Below are 21,482 nucleotides of genomic sequence, written 5' to 3'. Positions count from 1 at the left end.
TTCCGGCACGACGGAGGGCGGGGTGCGCGAGCACCCCGCCCTCCGTCGTCTCTAGTCCAGCGGATGCGCCGCGACGTGCGCGCGCACCGCGGCGGCCGTCTCCGCCGGCCGCTCGACGTGCACCATGTGCCCGCTCGGGGCGCCGTCGGCGCCCGGGATCCTCTGCAGCGCGGCGCCGTCGATGAGCTCGGCGTAGCGGGCCGCGACCGCGTGCGGCGAGTAGCGATCGTCGTCGACACCCAGCACGAGCGTCGGCGCGGTCACCCGCCGCAGGCGATGGTCGAGGCGCCAGTCGTAGCGCGGGTTCCAGGCGACGAGGGCGTGCGCCCTGCCCTCGACCTCGCGCTGCAGGATGTCCTCGACGCCGCCCTCCTGCTCGAAGTACTCGGCGAAGCCGTCCTCGCGTCCGTTGAAGTAGGCCGCGCGCAGCTCGTGCTCGAGCAGGCGGAACGGGTTGATCCCGTTGCCCGACTCGACCCGGAGCCCCTTCGGCGTCAGCAGCGTCAGGCTCGCGATGCGATCGGGGTGGTGCACCGCCAGGTTCGCCGCGATCCACCCGCCGATCGCGTGGCCGACGAGGTGCACGCGCTCGACCCCGAGCTCGCGCGTGAGCGCCTCGTAGTGCAGCACGTAGTCCTCGAACGAGCGCAGCGTCTCGGGCAGCGGGGTGTCGCCGTAGCCCGGATGCTCGGGGACGATCAGATCCACCGACCTCGAGAGCTCCTCGTAAAACGGCAGCCACACGCGGGTGAAGTGCTGCCCGTGCAGGAACAGCACGGGCTCGCCGTCGCCCTTGCGGCGGTATGCGGTGCGGAGCCCGTCGATCTCGATGAACTCGGGTTCGCTCCAGTGCGCCCAGTCGCGCACGGCGGGGGTCTGCGTATCGGTCGGTGCCATGGTCCTTCTCCTCTGTGCCCTGTCCTCTGTGCTTCTCGCGCCCGTCCGGTCACTCCCCGGAGGGCGCCCGGAGCTCCTCGATGTGCGCGGTGTCGACGTCGACCATGCGGCCGTCGAGCAGCGCGGTCGGGGGCGGGGTCGAACGGTTGCGCATCGCGCCGTACTCGGCGTTCGAGCCGTAGCCGAGCAGCTCTGGCTCGATCGGACCGGCTCCGCCCCGCAGCTTGGGCAGCACCTCCTCGGCGAGCAGGGTGAGCGACTTGACCGCCAGCCACTTGGGCTTGGAGCCGTTGTTCGAGCCGAACATGAGGCGGCCCACACCGGTGGCTTCGAGGTACTCCTGCAGCTTCGCCGTCACGGTCTCAGGAGAGCCCGCGATGAGCGAGCCGCGCTCGATCATGTCGTCGTAGCCGATCTCGGAGATCGGCTTGCTGCGGTAGCTGGCGCCGCCGTGCAGGCCCCGGATCGCGCCCTCGCTCAGGTAGCCGGGCGGGAAGCTGTCGTGCAGGGGCGAGGGGAAGAAGTTCTGGTTGACCCACAGCTCGTGCGCCTCGACCTCGAGCCGGGCCTGCTTGTCGGTCTCGGCGACGTGCACGTTAAGCCCGGCCCAGAACTGCGAGCGCTGCGGCTCGTAGCCGTAGCCGCGGCACAGCTCCGCGAGCCTGCCGTTGATCTTCTGCGTGTCGGCGATGCCCGTCACCCCGATGGGGTTGTAGCCGTAGCCGTGCTTCGCGATCAGGTCGAGCGTCTCGAGCGATCCGCCGCCCACCAGCATGATCTGCGGGTGCGGCTTCTGCAGCGGCCGGGGCCAGAGGTTCACGTAGGGCACCTGGAAGAACTCGCCGTTCCACTCGAACGGACCCTCGCGCGTGAGCGCCGCCACCAGCAGGTCGTGCGCCTCTCGGTAGCGCGCGCGGGCGGTGGCGACGTTGACCACGCCCATCGAGTGGTACTGCATGCCGTGGCCCACCGGCAGGCCGATGATGAGCCTGCCGCGCGACATGATGTCGAGGGCCGCGATCTCCTCGGCGAGGCGCACCGGGGTCTGGTAGGCGTTGAGGATCGGGCCGGTGATCCCGATCTTGATGCGGCTGGTCTGACCCGCGAGCCAGGCTCCCGCGAGCATGGGGTTGCCGAAGAGGCCGATCGGGCCGTTGTGCTGCTCGCTCAGCAGCGCGCCGTCGTAGCCGAGCTCCTCGACCAGCTTGAGCATCGAGAGCTGGTACTCGAGCGCGTACTGCCCGTCGACGTCGTCGTAGTGCGTGTTGGGCAGGTCGATGAAGTTCGACTTGCGGCTGGAGGCGTGCGGCACCCTCGGGTACGCGCCGTCGAACAGGACGAAGAACTCGGTTGCACTCATGCGGGGCTCCTTAACTGCTGTGGTCGTACCTGGAATGCGCCCGCGGTCGGCGGGCCGGGGATCATGCGCCGCCCCGCTCGCGCTCCCCTAGGAGGTGGCGTCTGAAGAAGGCGGCGGTGAAGTCGATCGTCGGAGCCTCGTCCAGCGCGAGATCCTCGTGCCCGGCGCCGCCGACGACCGCGACGGCGGACTCGACCCGCTCCCGCACCAGCGCGTCGTGCATGCGGAACGACTCGGCCGGATCCACCATCCGGTCGCGGTCCCCCGTGACGAACTGCATGGGCGCGGCGGCCGCCGTCACGAGTGCGATCGGGTTGGCGGCGCGATGCCGGGGATTGCAGGGGTCGTAGGCGGGTGCGCCGAGCAGCGCGGCCTCGGATCCCCGCGCGGCGGGATCCTCCGCTTCCTCGAGCCAGCTGCGGGAGCAGCGGGCGTCGAGATCGAGCGGCGCGTTCCAGGCGGCGACCGCGGAGACGAGCGGTGCGTGCGGAACCGCGCCGGGGCCGCCGTCCGCGGCGAGCGGGGACTCCAGTCCGAGGAGCGCGGCGAGGTGCCCCCCGGCCGATGACCCCCAGGCCCCGATCCTCTCGGTGAGCAGGCCGAACTCCCCGCCCCGCCCCCGCAGCCACGCGACCGCGGCCCGCGCGTCGAGCAGTTGCGCCGGGAAGGCGGCGGCGCCCGTGAGCCGGTACTCGACCGAGGCGACGGCGATCCCCCGCCGCACGAGCGGCAGCATCCGGGTCTTGAGCAGATCCGTCCGTTCTCCGACCTCCCAGGCGCCGCCGTGGAAGTAGACCACGACCGGTGCGGGCTCCGAGGTCTCGGGGCGGTGGAGGTCGAGATGCAGTCGCGCGCCGTCGATCTCTCGGTACGCGATGTCCGGGATCGAGACCGCGGAGAAGGACGGTCCGCTCATGCCTGCACCTCTCTGTGACGCCTCGCGGGCCCCGTCGACGGGACCCGTTCGCGTTCACAGTAACATCCGGTCATTGTCACAAAGTAACCAATCCGGTCGCGCACCCGGTGCAGCGCGCACAGTCGAACCCGGGCACGGTCACATCCGGGCACGGTCGTATCCGGGCACGGTCGCATCCGGGAGCTCGGCACGATCCGCGCACCCCGGCCGCGCCCCCCGAGCCCCGAGCCCCCGAGCCCGAGCTGTCAGCGGCTCGGCGCCTCGCGCCCCGATCCCGCCCGCAGCGCGACGTGCAGGCCCACGCAGGCCGAGGCGCTGATGGCGAAGGCGACGACGAGCGGGCCCGGGCCGGATCCGAACAGACCCAGCACCGGCACGAAGGCGGCGGGGATGAGCGTCTCCATGGCGCCCATCAGGGCCGAGGCGCCGCCCGCGCGATTCCGCTCCACCGCGCCGATCCCGAGCGCGGTGGCGTTCGCCATCAGCGGCGCGACCGAGGCGAAGGTCGCCGTCACCAGCACGAGCAGCAGCCAGAGCGGCAGGAACCCGACGGCGAGGAGCACGAGGAGGGAGCCGGCACCGATCCCGAGCGCGATCACCGACGACCGCAGGATGCTCTCCGGGCGGAAGCGGCGCAGCAGCAGGGTGTTGAGCAGGCCCGCGAGCAGGAACCCCGCGGAGTTCATCGCGAAGGCGAGCGAGTACGCGGTGGGAGAGAGCCCGAAGTGGCCCTGCAGCACGAACGAGGAGGTCGCGAGCCAGGCCGTGACGACCCCGAAGCTCGAGGTGATGAGCAGCGAGTGGAGGAAGAAGGGGCGGTTGCGCGCGAGTTCGAGGAAGTCGCGGGCGACCGTGCCGAGGTGCACGACCCTGCGGCGCTCCGCCGGCAGGCTCTCGGGGACGAGGAGCACGCTGAGCAGGGCGACGGCGCTGACCACCACCACTCCCCACATCGTGGCGCGCCACCCGCCCCACTCCGCAAGCGGACCGCCCAGCACCGGGGCGATCACGGGCGCGAGACCGAACAGCATCATGAGCACGCCGAAGAGGCGGGCCGCCTGAACGCCCGACGCGAGGTCGGCGACCACCGCGCGACCGATGACCGGCCCGGCGGCGGACCCGACTCCCTGCACGAAGCGGCACGCGATGAGGATCCAGATGCCGTCGGCGAACACGGCCCCGAGGCCGGCCGCGAGGAAGACGCCGCTGCCGATGAGCAGCGGCCACCAGCGGCCCCAGCGATCGGACATGGGCCCGAGCACGAACTGCCCGAGCGCCTGTCCGATGAGGAACGCGGTGAGCGTCATCTGCACGAGGGCCGGCGGAGCCGCGAGGTCGCGGCCGACGTCGGGCAGCGCCGGGAGATAGGTGTCCATGGCGAACGCGCCGCCCATGGAGAGGAGGCCGAGCACGGCGATGAGCAGCGGGGTCACCCGCGGCTCGCGGATCCGGAGCGACATGCCGGCCCTCCATTCGTACATTTCATAACTACAGATGATTACTATATGAAACACCGGGAGTCGTCCACCAGCCCGGCCCCCTTTTCCGGTCCCCGCGACAGACGGAGCCGCCAACTTTGTGCTCGCCGCACACTCGGAAAATGTGAGACTTAAAGACACATTCAGCGTCTTTTACGAACCAGCGCACCAGCAGAACCGGAGCCGCCATGCCCACGCCGAGTCACCTGAAGCCCAGCCCGTTCACCGCGCGGGTCCCCGCCGACCTCACCGAGGAGGAGTGGATCGACGTCGCCGGCCAGGCGACGCCCGAGCGCATCACCGGCACGGACGCGGAGTACCGCGCGTTCCGCACGGGCGTCGGCATGATCGACTTCTCCATGCTCCCCAAATGGGAGATCACGGGGCCGGGCGCGATCGATGTGTTGAACGCGGTCTTCAGCCGGGACGTCACGAAGCTGGAGCCGGGCAGCATCGCCTACGGCGTCGTCGTCACCGAGGACGGCCGCATGATGGACGACTGCACCGTGCTCGTCTACGGCGACGATCACGTGCGCCTCACGGGCGGCAACTGGGAGGTCGAGGACGTGATCCGCACCCATCTCACCCCGGAGACCTCGCTCACCGAGCTGCGCGACACCCTCGCCACCCTCTCGGTGCAGGGCCCGCGCAGCCGGGAGACGCTGCAGAAGCTCACGAGCACCGACCTGAGCAATGAGGCCTTCCCCTACTACACGTTCCAGACCGGCATCGACCTGGCCGGCATCCCCGCGCACATCAACCGCATGGGCTTCACCGCGGAGCTCGGGTACGAGGTCATGGTGCCGATCGAGCGCGCCATCGAGCTCTGGGACGCGGTCGCCGAGGCCGGCGCCGAGTTCGGCGCGATCGGCTGCGGCGGCGGCGCGCTCATGATCGTGCGCGTCGAGGCCGGCATGGTCATGGGCGGACTCGAGTACGACGAGGACACCACGCCGTTCGAGTGCCGCATGGGCTGGGCGGTCGACCTCGAGAAGCAGCACTTCCACGGCCGCGAGGCGCTCGTGGCGCTCAAGGAGCAGGCCCGCCGCACCATCGCCTCGCTCGTGATCGAGTCCGCGCCCGACGAACTGGAGGGCGCGGTGATCCTGCACGACGGGGCAGAGGTCGGGCACGTGACGATGGCGGTCCCCTCCCCCGAGCTCGGCGGCGAGACCCTCGCGCTCGCCCGCGTCGCGAAGGGGCACGCGGCCAAGGGGACCTCCCTGACCGTGCGCACCCCGGACGGCGAGGCTGCGGCGCGGGTCGTCGCGACGCCGGTCTACGACCCACAGCGCCTGAAGGTGCGCTCGTGAGCGCGACGACGGGCGCCGGGATCGGTGCGGCGGCGGCGCAGGTCCCGCACGTGCTGACGCTGCGCTGCACCGACGAGCCCGGCATCGTCGCCGCGGTGTCGCAGACGGTCTTCGCCCACGGCGCGAACATCACCGACAGCGCGCAGTACGCGCACGAGCGCAGCGGCACGTTCACCCTGCGCATGGAGATCGACGTGCCGGCCGACGGCGAGGCGCGCTTCGACGCGGACCTCCGCTCCGAGCTCGCCCGCTTCGATCCGGTGCTCTCCCTGCGCCGCAGGGATCGGCTGCGCCGCGTCGTGATCATGGTCAGCAAGGCGGATCACTGCCTGTGGGATCTGCTCTACCACTGGCGCTCGGGCGATCTCCCCGTCGAGATCGTCGCCGTCGTCGGCAACCACGACGCGCTGCGGCCGCTGGTGGAGCCGCACGGGATCCCCTTCCATCTGCTGCCGATCACCGCCGAGACGAAGGCGCGGCAGGAGGAGCGCCTCCACGACATCGTCTCCGAGACCGGCGCCGACTTCATCGTGCTGGCCCGCTACATGCAGATCCTCAGCGACGACTTCTGCGCCCGCTACCCAGGCCGCATCATCAACATCCACCACTCGTTCCTGCCGGGGTTCAAGGGCGCGAAGCCCTACCACCAGGCCTACGACCGAGGGGTGAAGCTCATCGGGGCCACCGCGCACTACGTCACGGGCGACCTGGACGAGGGGCCGATCATCGAGCAGAACGTCGTGCGGGTGTCGCACCGCCAGCTGGAGGACGACCTCGTGCGCACCGGGCGCGACGTCGAGCGACGGGTGCTCACCCGCGCGGTGCGCCTCCACGCGGAGGACCGCGTCATGCTGACCGGGCACCGCACGGTCGTCTTCGACTGAACCGAACACCACCTGCGAAGGAGCAGAACATGGCAATCAGAGCAGTGATCTACGGCGTGGGGGCGATGGGCGGCGAGGTCGCCGCGCTCCTCCTGGAGCGGGGCGTGCCGGTCGTCGGCGCGATCGCCCGGAGCCCGCAGAAGGTCGGCCGGGACCTCGGCGAGGTGATCGGCCTCGATCGCGACACCGGCGTGATCGTCTCCGACGACGCGGACGCGGTGCTGCGGGACTCGGGCGCGAACATCGCGGTCCTCACCACCAACAGCTACCTCGCGGATCACGCCCCCTTCATCGAGCGGTGCGTGCGCGCTGGCCTCAACGTCATCACGATCGCCGAGGAGGCGCTGCATCCCTGGCGCACGTCTCCCGGCGAGGCGGCGCGGCTCGACGCCCTCGCGAGGGAGCACGGCGTCTCGATCTTCGGCGGCGGACACGAGGATGCGTTCTGGATCGGCCTCGGCGCTCAGCTCGCGGGCGCCGCGCACCGCGTCGACGCGATCCGGTGGGAGTCGACGTGGAATCCGGAGGCGGCCGGGCCGGAGCTCATGGCCTCTCTCGGCATCGGCGATCCGGGGAGCGGCGAGAGCGCCACGGTCACGTGGCGGGAGGACGACCCGCGGCCCCCGTTCGGCCTGCCGGCCCTCGACGCCCTCGCCGAGCACCTCGGCCTGCCCGATGCCCCACGCACCGTGACGAGCGAGCAGATCGTCGCGGAGCGCCCGGTGCCGTCGAGCGCCCTCGGCCGGGACATCGCCATCGGCGAGATCATCGGGGTGCGCGACACCATCCGTCGCGAGCCGGTCGCCGCCGGCGAGCCCCTGCTCGAGTTCACCGTGACGGGCCGGCTGAACCCCGAGCAGCACGCGAGCGGCGAGACCTGGGAGATCGAGGGCGTGCCGTCGATGCGCATGCGGACCGAGTTCTCCAAGGGGCATTACCAGGTGACTGCCCAGGTCGCCAACCGCCTCGAGGACGTGGTCGCCGCGGAACCCGGCTGGGTGCGTCACTCCGAGATGCCCGCGATCGGCTACCCGGCACCCGTCACAGGTCGATGACGACCTCGTCGTCGACGGCGCGGGAGACGCACAGCATCATGCGGTCGTTCGCCGCGCGCTGAGCCTCGGTGAGCAGCAGGTCCCGGTGCTCGACGCGGCCCGAGAGCACCCGCACCTCGCACGAGCCGCAGTTGCCCTCCCGGCACGAGGAGCGGGTGCCCGCGCCGAGCACCTCCACGGCCTCGAGCGCGGTGCCGTCGGCCCGCACGGGCACCGCGCGGCCGCTGCGCGCGAGCACGAGGGTGAACTCCCGGTCGCCCTCCCGGTGCGCATCGACGCCGGTGAAGTGCTCGACCACGATCTCGACGTCGAGTTCGCGACCCAGTCCGAGCAGCCGGTCGAGCATGGCCTGGGGGCCGCAGGCGTAGACCCGGGCGCCGATCCTGCGCGCTGACTCCACGATGCCGCGCAGCTCGGCGCGGCTCCCCTCGTCGGACACGTGGAGTTCGCCGTCCAGCGCCGCGATCTCGGCGCGGAACGCCATGGCCGGCGCCGAGCGCCCGCAGTAGTGCAGTCCCGCGAGCCGGCCCGCGGCCAGCGCTTCCCGTCCCATGGGCAGGATCGGGGTGACGCCGATACCGCCGGCGACGAACACGACCGGGGAGTCGAGCGCGAGCGCGAAGTGGCTCAGCGGCTCGCTGATGCGCACGGCGTCGCCCGGGCGCACCGTGTCATGGAGGTCCCGAGAGAAACCGCGTCCCGCCTCCTCGCGCAGCACGGCGACGCGATAGGCCGAGCGGTCGGACGGATCGCCGCACAGCGAGTACTGGCGGAAGACGCCGTCCCCGCCGTGCAGCTCGATGTGATCGCCCGGCCGCCACCCCGGCAGCTCGACGCCGTCTGCGGGGCTCAGCTCGAGGGAGAGCACGTTCCGCGCCTCAACGCGCATGCCCGTGACCACCACGTCGAGCAGTGTCGGGCCGTCGGGCACCGCGGGGGTCGCGGGTGCGGCAGGTGCCGCGAGCGGCTCGGCGAGCGGGGTCGGCGTCGGCTCGGGCTCCGGATCGCGCGGAGACCACTTCGCGTGGAGGATCTTCGGCGCCCTGAAGACCCAGCCCGTCACCGAGAGCGGCCGCGAGCGGTCGAACTCGATGTCGGGCACCGCGCGGAACAGCTCTTCGAACATGACGTGCTGCACCTGCCTCGCGAAGAAGTGCCCGGCACAGAAGTGCTCGCCGTTGCCGAAGGCCTGGTGGCCGCGTTCGCCCCGCTCCATCATGAAGCGATCAGGGTCGGGGAAGCGGGACTCGTCGCGGTTGGCCGAGGCCAGCACGATCTGCACGATGGAGTCCGCCGGGATCGTGACACCGTGCAGCGCGATCTCGTGCGTGGTCTGGCGCTCCACCGCTCCGATGGGCGCGATCCAGCGCATGCCCTCGTACACGGCCTGGGGGATGCGGGCGGCGGGATCGGCGCGCAGCATCTCGAGCTGCTCGGGGTGCTCGAAGAGCCCGAGCAGCGTGCTCCCGGCCGCGTGACCGGGCTCCTGCATCCCCCCGAGCAGGATCACCTTGAGCGAGGGCAGCAGCATCTCGACCGGGCGCGGGTCGCCCGCCTCGCGGCCGGCCCACAGCATATGGGAGAGCATCGAGTCGTCCGGATGCTCGGCCAGCTCGGCGAGGCGGGGGCGCACGACCGCCTCGATCTCGCGGGTGGCTCGATCAGCGACCGCGAAGGCTTCCGGGTCGAGCCCGAAGTTGGCGATACCGCCGTTCAGATCGTGGAACCATCGCCGCAGCGTCGCGGTGTCGATGAGATCGGCGAGGCCCATCACGTGACGTAGGGACTCCACGCTCACGGGCTCGAAGTACTCGCTCATCAGCTCGGCGCCGGTCGCACTCCGCAGCCGCTGCGCGTACCCCCTGGCGATGGGACGCAGCACCTCGTCGACCATGTCGAGCACTGGGCGGGGCTGCAGCCGGGGATCGACGCCGCGACGGATCTCGTCGTGCTCCTCGCCGCTCGAGGTGAGCACGTTGGGAGCGCCGAAGACGCGCTGGAGCGTGGGATGGGAGGTGGCGCCGGTCGTGCCCTGCTCCCCCGAGCCGAGCGCCGCGCAGTCGTCGAAGCCCGTGATGAACCAGACGCCCGCGGCCGGGATCCAGGCGACCGGCGCCTCCGCCCGCAGGCGGGCGTAGATCGGATAGGGGTCGTCCTCGAGCTGCTCGAGAGTGATGTCGGCGAGAAACGACGGTGCGGGCACGGAAACTCCTTCGTATCGCTTGATTGATACGAAGGTATCATTAAACCGAACGAACCGGAAGGCCTACTCGTGCCGCGGCAGCGTGACCGCCACCCAGAACTCGGCCGGCTCCTCCCCGGCGTTGCGCCACACGTGCACCCGGTCGGAGGGGAACGAGGCGTAGTCGCCGGCCTCGAGCACCTCCTCCCGACCGTCGACCGCCACTCCGATCCGCCCGCGCGCGACGCAGACGTGCTCGTGCGCCCCCGAGCCGTGACTGGCGGACGCGTCGCGCGCACCGGGCTCGAGCTCGAGCCGATGGAACTCGAGCGTCAGCGAGCCCGCTCCACGGGCGTGCACGAGATTGCCCCCCGCACCCCCGCTGCCGACCCCGGTCCCCTCGCCCCTCCGCACGACCATGAGCCGGGAGGCGGGCCCGGCCGGCGCGAGCAGCTCCGCGGCATCGACGCCGAGCACCCCGGCCAGCGCCTCGAGCGTGCCGATCGTGGGGTTGCCGTTGCCGAGCTCGATTTGCGAGAGCGTGGTCTTGCCGACACCGGAGAGGGAGGCGAGGCGGGAGAGCGAGAAGCCGCTCTGCTCCCGCAGTCTTCTCAGGTTCGCGGCGATCGCATCGACCAGGTGACTCATCTCACTCCTGACAGGATCGGTGGAGCGGGGCCGCACGCCCCGCTCCACCTACTCTGCCATGCGGCACCGCGTCAGGCGGGCCCCGCGAGCGGCGCGACCGTGCCGAAGCGGCGGTCGTGGTACAGCAGCGGCGCCTGCTCCCGGCAGATCCGCCCGTCCTTGATCTCGACCACCACGATCGCGTTGCGCCCCTGGTCGTACACCTCGACGACCTCGGTGATCAGTCGCACGACCGCGGCGTCGACGACCGGCAGTCCGTCCTCGAAGTGCCAGTGATCGCCGACGAAGCGGTGCTCGAACGGGCCGGCGAACAGGGCTCCGAGCTCGGAGGACTCGGCGCCGAGGAAGTTCACGGCGACGCTGTTGCCGACGGCGACCGCTCGGTAGCCGTGGGATCGCTTGATCACGTTGAAGGTCGCGCGCGCGGGCACCGCGGACAGCGAGGCCAGCGAGGTCGCGGTGAAACCCACCGGCTCGCCCGCGGCGTCGTTGGCGGTCAGCACGACGACCCCACCCGCGTGCCGGCGGAATGTGCTGCGGAAGAGCTCCAGGGTCCGCTCCCCGGACGCCTCATGCGCGTGCTCGGTCACGACGCGCCCCTCCCGACCGCTGCGCGATGAAGTTGACGTCGTCGGGTGTGACGAATCGTCCGCCCGTCCACCCGCGCAGGTCGTACTCGTCGAGGCAGGTCTCGACGAGGTGTCGGGCGTGATCCAGCGTGCCGTCGTGCTTCGCCAGCTCGTTCAGCGTGAGGTGGTTGATCTCCGGCTGTCCGAAGTAGTTCAACTCGTAGAGCTCGTGACGGGCGCCGAACTCCGAGCCGACCGCGTCCCAGAGCAGCTTCATGATCTTGGAGCGGTCGAGCGCCGTCCTGCCGCCGGTGCCGCGCAGGTAGCGGTCGAGGTACGGGCGCAGCTCGGGCGTCTCGAAGTCCACGGCGTTCGAGTTGAGGTAGATGAGCCCCGAGGCCACGACGGTCTCGATGATCTCGCGGATCCTGCGATACATGGCGGGCGCCATCGCGGCATACGCGAAGCCGTAGCCCGCCGCGGGGGCCAGCGAGTCGGGACTCCATCCCGGCCGGGCGTGCTCGATCATCCCGTCCCGGATGCCGTTCACGGCGTGGCGGTAGGCGATGACCTCCCCGAGACCGGCCTGCACGCCGCGGAAGCCTCCAGCCCCGGTGATCTCGAGGGCCTTGGAGAGCGCGCCGATGAAGAAGTCGAGCTTGACCCCGAAGCGGGTGGCGGCCTGGAAGATCGCTCTCGACGTCCACCCCGAGACCTCGTCGAACTCGTTGATGCGCTCGGTGTCGTAGATCAGCACGTTCTCCCAGGGGATCAGCGCCTCGTCGAACACGAGGATCGCGTCGTTCTCGTCGAGGCGGGAGCTCAGCGGGTAGTCGAAGGGGCTCGCCGCCCGCGCGGCGACGCTCTCGTACGAGGCGCGGCTGATCATGCTGATGCCCGTGCCGGAGACCGGGGCGATGAAGGTGAGGGCCATCGACCGCTCCGTCACCGGCGCCCCGCCGCTCTTCGACACGTAGACGTACTGCGTCGTCGGGGAGCCGGTCGCGACCACCTTGGCCCCGCTCACGATCAGCCCGTTGTCCGTCTCGCGATCGACGTGCACGAAGACGTCCTTCGACTCGGACACCGGCAGCGAGCGGTCGACCGGCGGGTTGACGATCGCGTGCCCGATGTGCAGCACGCGATCCTGCACCCGGCCGTACCAGGCGCGCGCGTTGCCGGCGTACTCGCCGAAGTAGTCGGGGTTCTCGCCCAGCGTGGTGATCAGCGCGGCCTTGTAGTCGGGAGTGCGGCCCATCCAGCCGAACACCCGCTCCTGCCAGCAGGAGATCGCGTCGCGGCCCCGCCGCAGATCCTCGCCGCTGCGCGCCACCTTGAAGAAGGGGTGGGTGGTCCCTCCGCTCCCCGTGTCGGTGGGTACGTTCATCACGTCGAAGCTCTCGGGCGCGTGCATCCTGTCGTAGAGGTCCGCGAGCGACCTCGCGGAGTTGCGGAAGGCCGGGTGGGTGGTGACGTCGTCGACGCGCTCGCCGTAGATCCACACCTCGCGGCCGTCGCGCAGGCTCTCCAGGAACTCCTCTCCGGTCTGCACGCGAGAGGCGGGTCCGGCAACTTCTTCGTTCGAACCGTCGCGCATGGCGATCGTCCTTCCTGCTTCCGCCCCGGGGATCCGGAGCGCTTCGAATATTTGCGTACGTTTGTACACACTTTAGGCTAGCGCCACCTCCGTCGCCTCCGCAAGACCCCGAACGTCCGCGACCCGCGAGCCCTCTGGCATAGGCTGATCGGGTGAGCGAGCCCACCCGATCCACGCGCAAGGGATCCAAGAACGACCCCCTGCGGCAGCAGCGCATCATCGAGGCCACCGCGCGCATCATCGGCAGCCACGGCATCGACGCGGTCACCTTCCGCTCGGTGGCCGCCGAGGCCGGCGTGCCCCTCGGCTCGACGACGTACTACTTCTCGGACAAGGACGACCTGCTCGTCTCCACCATCCACTCGCTGCGCGAGACCAGCGATGCCCACTTCCGCGAGACGCTCGAGCGGCTGATCCCCGAACTCGGCGTGGCGGGCGGGATCGCCGCGATGCTCGAGGAGATCACGACGGACTGGCGCGAGTCGCTGTTCGAGGGGTACGGCGTCTACGTGAGCACCTTCTCCCGCAAGGCGCTGCGCAGCGAGGTCGCCGACTGGACGATGGTGCGGCTCATCGAGGACTACTGCCCCCGCTCGGCCGCCCGAGCGATCGGGCTCCTCCTGGAAGGCGCACTCACCCAGGTGATCCTCGGCGGAGACACGGTCACCGCCGAGGAGATCCGGCCGGCCATCGAGAAGCTCCTCGAACTCGACTGAACCACACAAGCCGGTTATTTAAGTAAACAGCTGTACTATCGATATATGGACGAACTGCTCGAACGCCTCATCCGCGCCGCCGCCTACTCCGGCGTGCGCGGGGTGCTGAGCACGCTCGCGACGCAGCTCGGCCTGCGCAGCGCGGTCTTCGCCATGGGAGGGACGCTCATCGAGTCGCGGCCCGCCGACCTCGGCTGGAACTACGAGGACGTGCTGGCCGCGGGGGCCAAGGAGGATCCGCTGGACGGTCTGCACGTCATCCCTCTGAAAGACGACGTCGGCACCATCATGGGCTTCTTCGCGGCCGAGGCGCCGGGCGAACGGCGCTCGGATCTCGCCGCCGCGGCCCAGCTCATCACGATGGACCTGCGGCGCCTCGGCGCGAAGGCCGAGGGCGAGCGCGCACTGTTCCGCGACGTGCTCGACGACATCGTCACCGAGCGCTCCTCCCCCGCCGAGATCCGCGTGCGGCTCCAGCTGCTGGGGCTCGAGTCCGACGACGAGGTCAAGGTGCTCGTCGGCGTGTGCCGCTCCCCCGCGGACAATCTCTCGAACATCCCGTGGGAGACCTACGCCCTCGCCGGCAAGCTCCGCTCCGCGTTCCTGCGCTCGGCCTACAAGGGCGCGATGGTGATGGTCATCCCCGACGCCGATCTCGCCGAGGAGATCGCGGTGACCCTGCTCGAGTGCCTCGAGGAGCTCGGCGCGCCCGCCACGGTCGGCGTCAGCGCGCTCGCCTCCATCGACGGCGTGCGCGCTGCCTACTTCGAGGCGCTCGCCGCATCGTCCAACGGCCCGGGCATCCAGCGGAGCGGCACCCTCGACCTCTCGGCGCTGCTCGCGCAGAACAACGTGCCGGGCAGCGTCATCTCGGCCTCGAAGCACCTGCTCGCTCCGCTCATCGAGTACGACACGCGCTACGGCACCGACTACCTGCACACGCTTCGCGCCTACCTCCAGTACGACCGCAAGGTCGTGCGCGTGGCCGAGGCGTTCTTCATGCACCGCAACACGATCCGCTACCGCCTCAACCAGATCTCCGAGATCCTGGGCGGCGACCTCGAGTCGACGAGGAACCTCGTCAACCTCACGATCGCCATGCAGCTGCACGAGGCCGGGTTCACGCAGCCGAATCGGCGCTGAGCCCGGCCCTCGGGCTCAGCGCGCTGCGAGCGCCGTCGAGATCGAGAGCGTGTTCTCGAGCAGCTCGCGCGTGTAGGGGTGCTCCGGATCGTTCATGATGCGCTCGGTCGGCCCGCTCTCCACGATCCGGCCCGACTCCATCACGATGACCCGGTCGGCGATCTGCTTCACGAGCGCGAGGTTGTGCGTCACGAAGAGCATCGAGAGGTCCTTCTCGCTCTGCAGCCGCAGCAGCACCTCGACGACCTGCTTCTGCACGATCACGTCGAGCGCGGAGGTGATCTCGTCGCAGATGAGCAGCTTCGGGTCGACGACGAGCACGCGGGCGATCGCGACGCGCTGCCGTTCGCCGCCCGACAGCTCGTTCGGCATCTGCTCGAGCACCGAGTGCCGCAGCCCGACGAGGTCGAGCGCCGCCTCTGCGGCGGCCCGGCGCGCGGACGCCGCCCCCGAGCGCACGGTCGAGTAGGCGAAGTCGAGCGACTGCCCGATCGTGCTCTTCGGGTTGAGCGAGTTGAACGGGCTCTGGAAGATGTACTGCAGCTCGCGCACGTTCCGCTTGCTGCGCCTGCGGGCCTTCGGCTTGAGCGTCTCATCGCCCCAGCTGATGCGTCCGGAGTAGTTGGGGTGCAGGCCGATGAGCGCGCGGGAGAGGGTGGTCTTGCCCGATCCCGATTCGCCGACGACCGCCACGCACTCGCCCGGCCGCACCTCGAAGTCGATGTCGTGGCCGACGGCGACCGAGCGGTAGCGCAGTTCGAGCCCCTCGCCCCGCAGCACCTCGCCCGCGCGCTCCGGGCCGCCGCGATCCGCCGCGGGCCCACCGAGCTCGTCGCGCCACGTCGTCTCGTTCGCCGCATCGGGCGCGGCGGCGAGCAGCCGGCGCGTGTACTCGTGCCGCGGCTCGCTGAGCACCTGCTTCACCGAGCCCGACTCCACGATCTCGCCCGTGTTCATCACGATCACCCGGTCGGCGATGTCGGCGACGACCGCGAGGTCGTGCGTCACGTACAGGCCGGCGATGCCGTGCTCGCTGCAGAGCCCGCGCACGAGCTCGAGCACCCGGGTCTGCGTCTTCACGTCGAGACCGGTCGTGGGCTCGTCGAGGATCACGACCGGGGGCTTCGCCACGACGGCCATCGCGATGCCGACGCGCTGCAGCTGCCCGCCCGAGAGCTGATGCGGGAACCGCTGCAGGAAGCGCTTGTCGCTCGGCAGCCCCACGTCCTCGAGCGCGAACCTCACGTACTCGGCGCGCGTCGCGGCATCCTCGAACTGCGGATCTCCCGAGGTCTCGAGCACTTCCTCGATCTGCTTGCCGATCTTGAGGGCGGGGTTCAGCGCCGCCCGCGGATCCTGCGGCACGTAGGCCACCGTGCGGCCGCGCAGCTGCCGCAACGACTCGGGATCGAGCTCGCGCACGTTCTGCCCGGCGACCACGATGCGGCCGCCGACGATGCTGGCGCCGTGCCGGGCGAATCCCAGCAGCGCCATCGCCGAGGTGGTCTTGCCCGAGCCGCTCTCGCCGACCACGCCGAGGATCTCGCCCGCGCGGATGGAGAAGCCGATGGTGTCGACGATCCTGCGCCCGTTGCCGTCGAGCTCGATGACGAGGTCCTCGACCTCTACCTGGAGTTCGTTGCCCATGATCAGGCCCGCTTCCTTCCGATCAGGCGGCTGAAGCCGTCGGTGATGAGGTTGGTGCCGATCGCGAACGCCGCGATCAGCAGCAGCGGCACCACGGCGCCCCAGGGCTGCATGCCGAGGTACGACTTGTTCTCGTTGACCATGAGACCCCAGTCGGCCATGGGCGCCGAGACGCCGAAGCCCAGCACGCTGATGCTCGCGAGCGTCGCGACCGACCAGACGACGCGCAGGCCGAACTCGACGGCGAGGGTGGGGACGATGTTCGGCAGCACCTGCGTGCGCACCACTCGCCAGGTCGAGGCGCCGAGCGCCTCCGAGAACTCGACGAACTCGCGCTCGGTGACCTCGAGGGCGACCGCGCGGGTCACCCTGATGATCTGGGGGCTGTGGCCGATCGCGACGACCACGACCAGCAGCCACAGCGGGTGGCCGAAGATGGTGACGATGAGCAGCGTGAACACGATGTGCGGGAACGACATCATGACGTCGGTCGCGCGCATGAGGATCTCGTCGAACCAGCCGCGCTTGTAGGCCGCGAGCAGGCCGAGCGGCACGCCGATGCACATGCCGAGCGCCGCCGCGAGCACCGACATCACCACCACGGTGCGCCCGCCGTGGAGCACGCGCGAGAGCACGTCGTACCCCGAGACGTCGGTGCCGAGCGGGATGCCGGGACCGGGCGGGCTGAAGGGCGTGGCGACGTAGGTGCCGTAGCCGTGCGGAGCGACGAGGGGGCCGATGAACGCGACCGCGACGACGACGAGCACCAGCAGCGCGCCGATGAGGATGCGGGTGTCGCGCACGGCTCGCCTCAGGATCGACGGACCGCCCTTGCGGCGGCTCGCCGCGACTGCCATCTGTACCGTTGTCATTTCGTCCTCAGTTTCGGAGTGGCGACCACCGTGAAGATGTCGGCGAGCAGGTTGAACAGGATGATGCCGGCCGAGAAGATCAGCACGATCGCCTGAATGCTCGGGATGTCGCGGCGTCCCACCGCCTGCGTGAGCGCCGAGCCGAGGCCGGGGTAGTTGAAGAGGTACTCGATGATGACGGTGCCGCCGAGCAGGTACGCGAGCGACAGCGAGATCGCCTGGATGCCCGGGATGATCGCGTTGCGGAGCGCGTGGCGGAAGATGACGAGGCGGCGCGGCAGCCCCTTGACCTCGGCCATGAGCACGTACTCGGAGTCGAGCACCTCGAGCATCGAGGCGCGCATCTGGCGGGAGGTGTACGGCAGCAGGGCGATCACGAGCGTGAGCACGGGGAGCACGAGCAGGATCGGATCCGCGAACGGCCCGGCGCCCGGCGCGATCGGCGACGTCGCCGGCAGCACGTGGAAGAGGCCGAGCGAGAGGAGCAGCACCAGGAAGATGCCGATGACGAACTCGGGCAGACTCGCGATGACCACCGAGATGATGTTCACGAAGCCGTCCATGAAGCCCTTGGGCTTGACCGCGGCGAGCACGCCCATGATGAAGGCGATCGGCAGGCCGATGGCCGCCGCCAGGATCATCAGCGTGAAGGTGTTGGCCGCGCGGAAGGCGATGACCGGGCCGATCGGCTCGCCCGACGTGAGCGAGGTGCCGGGGTTGCCCGTGAGCACGCCGCCGATCCAGTTCGCGTACTGCTGCCAGAGCGGCAGGTTCAGGCCCATCTGCTCGCGCAGCACCTCGACCTGGCCGGGACGCGCGTCCGCGCCGAGCACCACCGCGGCGGCGTCGCCCGGCAGCACGATGGTCACGAGGAAGATGAGCAGCGAGACGATGAACAGGATGAGCAGGCTGATGAGCAGCCTGACGCCGATCCACCGGTATCGCTTCGAGAACTCCCTCAGGCCGCCCTCGCTGCTGCCGCGGGACAGGGTGATCACCTCTGTCGACATGGTTCGCTTCCTTCCACTACGAGGAACCGACGATGCGCGCCGGAGGCCTGCGCCCCCGGGGCGCGCATCGTCATTCGGTTACCGACCGGTTGCCGCCGCTGCTCAGGCCGAGAACGAGAGCGTGTTGAGCGAGCGGTTGATGCCGAGACCCGAGGCGTCCTCCTCGATCATGCCGACGACCTTGTCGGAGTGGCCGTACACCGTGTTGATGTAGACCGGCACGATGTAGCCGCCGCGCTCGAACTGGATCTCCTGCAGCTTCTCCACGGCCGCGGCGTGCTCCGCCTCGTCCGTGGCCTCCGAGGCCTTCGTGAAGTACTCGTCGAACTCGGGATCCGAGAAGCCGGTCATGTTGAAGCCGGGCTCCGGGCCGTCGACGAGCGCGGCCATCGGCAGCACGTGGGTGAGGGGGAACGCCTCGGCGCTGAAGTCCCACATGGCGCCCTCCCAGTAGGCGCCCGGCTCGAGCACGTCCACCCGCAGGTCGACGCCGATCTCCTTGGCGTTCTCCGCCATGACCTTGGCGAGCGCCTCGTAGCTGGCGGTCACCGTGATGGGGATGGTGCCGGCCGAGGTGAGCCCCGCCTTCTCGGCGAGGTCCTTGGCCTTGGCGAGATCCTGCGAGCGCTCGAGATCGGCGAGGTTCGGATCCGACGCGCCGTAGAGGTCGGAGGCGAGGCGACCGCGGCCGCCGTAGACCGCGTCGAGCACCTGCTGGCGGTTGATCGCGTAGCGCATGGCCTGCCGGGCGTCGTGCGAGGCGAAGGGGCCGTCGCCGTCGAGCTTCATGGTCATCGGCTGGATGTAGCTCGAGGGCGCGTTCGTCGCGAGATAGCCGTTGCCGGCCTCCACGCGGGCGGCCTGGATCGGCGGGATCTTCGCCGCGTCGAGCTGGCCCGAGAGCAGCGCGTTGATGCGGGTGTCGTCGTCGACGATGCCGTGGATCTCGAGCTCGTCGAACTTGGCGACCTCGCCGTGGTAGTTGTCGAAGCGCTCGAACTGCGCGAGGCCGTTCTTGTCGTAGCTGACCAGCTTGAAGGGGCCGGTCGAGACGGGGTTCTCGAGGTCGAAGTCGGCCGGGACGAGGCCCATGATGCCGCCGTCGGCGATGTTGAGGTCGAACCAGCTCTGCGGCGCCTTGAGGGTGATCTCGAGGGTGCTCTTGTCGACCGCCCGCATGTCCTTGATCGCGTTGAACTGGCTGAAGGCGGTCGCGCCGAGCTCGGGGTCGAGGATGCGGTCGATCGAGAAGATCACGTCGTCGGTGTCGAGCGTCTTGCCGTTGTGGAACTCCACGCCCTCCTTGAGCACGAGCGTCCAGACGAGGCCCGCGGCGTCCGAGGTGAGCTCCTTGGCCAGTACGTTCTCGATGGCGCCGGAGTTGCCGACGATGTTGATCTGCTCGTAGAAGGAGGTGCAGATGAACGAGTTCATGCGATCGCCGAACGACTTGTGCGGGTCGAGGGGCGAGGCCGCGTCGCCGCCCTCGGTGCCGATGCGGAAGAGCCCGCCGGTCTTGCCCGCACCGCCGCCCTGCGTCGACGGGCTCGTGCCGCCCGCGGCGCAGCCGGCGAGCGTGAGCGCGCCCCCGGCGCCGACCAGGCCGAGGAAGGCTCGGCGCTTCATCTCCGCGTTGCGGATCTCCTGGAAGATGTTGTTCTTCGTCATAGTTCTGGGAACTTCCTTGTCTGCGAACTGCTTGCGAGTGGGGGCTCCGGGTCTGCTCCTCGGAGCGGTGGCGACCCGGTGTGCTGGTATTGTCCCCAGCCGGGTCTCGGCTGGTCTTTGGTCCGTCGCACAGCGAATCGGGTTCTCTCTGTTCTGGCGGAGCGCGGGATCGCCCCGCGCTCCCCGACCCCTACGCGGCCGGCGGCGCGGCCTCCTCCCGGGGCGTGCCGTAGCGGGATCGGAGCAGGCTCTCGGCCCCGAACTCGAGGCTGTCGGTGCGGGTGTTGGCCGTGATGATGTCTCGCAGGTAGCGCTGGAGCTTCGCCGCGCCGGCGAGCTGCGAGGTGCCGCCCGTCTGCACGAGCGACTGCACGGCCTCCCACACGAGCTTCTGCGCCACGAAGTGGGTGTAGCTGAGGCGCGAGGTGCGCTCGGCGGAGAAGGGCTCCTCCCCCGACGCAGACGCCTCGGCGTACACCTCGTACAGCCGCGCCGCGTGCTGCACCGCACCGGCGGCGGCGTCGATCTTCGCCGTGGCGACGCCGTAGGTGCGGCGCCAGTCCTCGTGCTCGACTCGCAGCGATCCGTCGGTGGCGTACGGGGCCTTGGAGCCGAAGATCACGCGCTCGTACTCGTCGAGCGCCGCGTAGCCGAGGCCGATGCAGACCGCCGCGACCTCGCCCTCGGCGAAGGCGCCGAAGGTGCCCGCGAAGAGGCTGCTGCCGTGCAGCTCGCTGCCCACCGTGGGGCCCGACCAGCTGCGCATCCAGTTGCACTCGACCACCATGCGATCGGGCACGAAGGCGTCCTCGATCGTGATGGAGTTGGAGCCGCTGCCCCGCATGCCGAGCACCTGGCCCCAGTCGCCGAGGATGGTGTAGTCCTCGCGCGGCACCACGAACCAGGCGAGCTCGCCGCTGCCGGGCAGGGCGGCCGTCGGGTGGAAGTGGGTGGAGTAGGGGGCGCCGGAGCAGTAGCGCCAGAAGCCCGAGATGCGGTAGCCGCCCTCCTCCCGGGTCACCCGCACGTCGCTGCCGCCGCTGGAGGAGCCGGGCGCGAGGAAGTAGTCGTTCGCGAAGATCTCGCGCTGCGCCTGCTCGGGCCAGTAGGAGCCGATCTGCAGGTTGTGACCGGCGCCGAGCGAGACGCACCACGCGGTCGATGGGCAGCCGCGCGCGATCTCTGCGATGAGGCGGAAGTATCCGGGGATCCCGATCTCCTCCCCGCCGAACATGCGCGGCTTGAGCGCGCGGTAGATGCCGCGCTCCACGAAGAACTCGTGCACCTCGGGGCTGTAGGCGGCCTCCTCCTCGGTGCGCGCCTGGTTGGCCCGGAGCACGGGCCGGATCTCGCGCACGCTCTCGAGCAGGCCGTCGATGCGCGAGCGCAGCGCGGGATCCGCCTCCGTCGAGGGGGCGATGCTCGAGGGGCCGGTCAGGCCGAACTGGCTCGTGTCTGCCGGCGGGAAGAGGATCGCCGACTCCTGCTGCTGGGTGCTCTTGAGAAATTCGCCGCGGGACATGCCCT

18 protein-coding genes are annotated in these 21,482 nt (G+C 70.3%); 5 read left to right on the top strand and 13 right to left on the bottom strand.

Annotated features, from left to right (window positions below; all coding sequences use genetic code 11):
• Positions 1 to 51 precede the first annotated feature (51 nt).
• The 4 genes from AMS65_RS01550 to AMS65_RS01535 all read right to left on the bottom strand — a co-directional run bounded on the left by AMS65_RS01550 (position 52) and on the right by AMS65_RS01535 (position 4,633).
• Positions 52 to 897: an alpha/beta fold hydrolase gene (locus AMS65_RS01550; protein ID WP_053382413.1), complete on the bottom strand. Its 846-nt coding sequence runs from the start codon at positions 895 to 897 to the stop codon at positions 52 to 54.
• Between the two features lie 49 nt (positions 898 to 946).
• Positions 947 to 2,257: an LLM class flavin-dependent oxidoreductase gene (locus AMS65_RS01545; RefSeq protein WP_053382412.1), complete on the bottom strand. Its 1,311-nt coding sequence runs from the start codon at positions 2,255 to 2,257 to the stop codon at positions 947 to 949.
• A 61-nt stretch (positions 2,258 to 2,318) separates the two neighbouring features.
• Entirely contained in the window at positions 2,319 to 3,173 is an 855-nt protein-coding gene (locus tag AMS65_RS01540) for an alpha/beta hydrolase (protein ID WP_053382411.1), read from the bottom strand.
• A gap of 245 nt (positions 3,174 to 3,418) precedes the next feature.
• The gene (locus tag AMS65_RS01535; RefSeq protein ID WP_053382410.1) at positions 3,419 to 4,633 is read right to left on the bottom strand and encodes a multidrug effflux MFS transporter; all 1,215 of its coding nucleotides are present in this window, start codon (positions 4,631 to 4,633) and stop codon (positions 3,419 to 3,421) included.
• Between the two features lie 206 nt (positions 4,634 to 4,839).
• Between AMS65_RS01535 and AMS65_RS01530 the strand changes: the two genes are divergently transcribed.
• From AMS65_RS01530 to AMS65_RS01520, 3 genes are read left to right on the top strand one after another with little or no spacing between them, the layout of a single operon-like run.
• Positions 4,840 to 5,964: an aminomethyltransferase family protein gene (locus AMS65_RS01530; protein WP_053382409.1), complete on the top strand. Its 1,125-nt coding sequence runs from the start codon at positions 4,840 to 4,842 to the stop codon at positions 5,962 to 5,964.
• The gene (purU, locus tag AMS65_RS01525) at positions 5,961 to 6,848 is read left to right on the top strand and encodes a formyltetrahydrofolate deformylase (protein ID WP_206541957.1); all 888 of its coding nucleotides are present in this window, start codon (positions 5,961 to 5,963) and stop codon (positions 6,846 to 6,848) included. The genes AMS65_RS01530 and purU overlap by 4 nt, the downstream gene beginning before the upstream one ends.
• Positions 6,849 to 6,877: 29 nt before the next feature.
• Positions 6,878 to 7,903 (top strand): hypothetical protein, encoded by a 1,026-nt coding sequence (locus AMS65_RS01520; RefSeq protein WP_053382408.1) that lies wholly within the window; start codon positions 6,878 to 6,880, stop codon positions 7,901 to 7,903.
• Here the strand turns inward: AMS65_RS01520 and AMS65_RS01515 are convergent.
• From AMS65_RS01515 to AMS65_RS01500, 4 genes are all read right to left on the bottom strand, one after another.
• Positions 7,890 to 10,106, bottom strand: a complete 2,217-nt coding sequence (locus AMS65_RS01515) for a cytochrome P450 (RefSeq protein WP_053382407.1) — start codon at positions 10,104 to 10,106, stop codon at positions 7,890 to 7,892. The two genes, AMS65_RS01520 and AMS65_RS01515, sit on opposite strands and share 14 nt — an antisense overlap.
• A gap of 63 nt (positions 10,107 to 10,169) precedes the next feature.
• Entirely contained in the window at positions 10,170 to 10,733 is a 564-nt protein-coding gene (locus AMS65_RS01510) for a helix-turn-helix domain-containing protein (RefSeq protein WP_053382406.1), read from the bottom strand.
• A gap of 71 nt (positions 10,734 to 10,804) precedes the next feature.
• Entirely contained in the window at positions 10,805 to 11,323 is a 519-nt protein-coding gene (locus AMS65_RS01505; RefSeq protein WP_053382405.1) for a flavin reductase family protein, read from the bottom strand.
• A complete protein-coding gene (locus tag AMS65_RS01500) occupies positions 11,304 to 12,899 on the bottom strand; it encodes a 4-hydroxyphenylacetate 3-hydroxylase N-terminal domain-containing protein (RefSeq protein WP_053382404.1) in 1,596 nt (531 codons plus the stop codon). Before AMS65_RS01500 ends, AMS65_RS01505 begins: the two co-directional genes overlap by 20 nt.
• Before the next feature lie 152 nt (positions 12,900 to 13,051).
• On the opposite strand from AMS65_RS01500, the gene AMS65_RS01495 reads away from it, so the two are divergent.
• Complete coding sequence (locus AMS65_RS01495) at positions 13,052 to 13,615, top strand: TetR/AcrR family transcriptional regulator (protein ID WP_053382403.1); 564 nt, start codon at positions 13,052 to 13,054, stop codon at positions 13,613 to 13,615.
• Positions 13,616 to 13,660: 45 nt separating this feature from the next.
• Entirely contained in the window at positions 13,661 to 14,758 is a 1,098-nt protein-coding gene (locus tag AMS65_RS01490) for a PucR family transcriptional regulator (protein WP_053382402.1), read from the top strand.
• A 15-nt stretch (positions 14,759 to 14,773) separates the two neighbouring features.
• Here the strand turns inward: AMS65_RS01490 and AMS65_RS01485 are convergent, their stop codons facing one another.
• From AMS65_RS01485 to AMS65_RS01465, 5 genes are all read right to left on the bottom strand, one after another.
• Positions 14,774 to 16,405: an ATP-binding cassette domain-containing protein gene (locus AMS65_RS01485; protein ID WP_053382401.1), complete on the bottom strand. Its 1,632-nt coding sequence runs from the start codon at positions 16,403 to 16,405 to the stop codon at positions 14,774 to 14,776.
• A gap of 2 nt (positions 16,406 to 16,407) precedes the next feature.
• On the bottom strand, positions 16,408 to 17,277 hold the full coding sequence (locus tag AMS65_RS01480; RefSeq protein WP_075200783.1) for an ABC transporter permease: 870 nt from the start codon (positions 17,275 to 17,277) through the stop codon (positions 16,408 to 16,410).
• Positions 17,274 to 18,287, bottom strand: a complete 1,014-nt coding sequence (locus AMS65_RS01475) for an ABC transporter permease (protein WP_053382399.1) — start codon at positions 18,285 to 18,287, stop codon at positions 17,274 to 17,276. Before AMS65_RS01475 ends, AMS65_RS01480 begins: the two co-directional genes overlap by 4 nt.
• A 102-nt stretch (positions 18,288 to 18,389) precedes the next feature.
• Complete coding sequence (locus tag AMS65_RS01470) at positions 18,390 to 19,955, bottom strand: ABC transporter substrate-binding protein (RefSeq protein WP_053382398.1); 1,566 nt, start codon at positions 19,953 to 19,955, stop codon at positions 18,390 to 18,392.
• A 190-nt stretch (positions 19,956 to 20,145) separates the two neighbouring features.
• Entirely contained in the window at positions 20,146 to 21,477 is a 1,332-nt protein-coding gene (locus AMS65_RS01465) for an acyl-CoA dehydrogenase family protein (protein ID WP_053382397.1), read from the bottom strand.
• Positions 21,478 to 21,482 lie beyond the last annotated feature (5 nt).

The organism is Leucobacter celer subsp. astrifaciens (assembly GCF_001273835.1).
Taxonomy (GTDB): domain Bacteria; phylum Actinomycetota; class Actinomycetes; order Actinomycetales; family Microbacteriaceae; genus Leucobacter; species Leucobacter celer.
The sequence above is the reverse complement of the archived record's forward strand: the minus strand, read 5'-3'. Positions and strand labels throughout refer to the sequence as shown.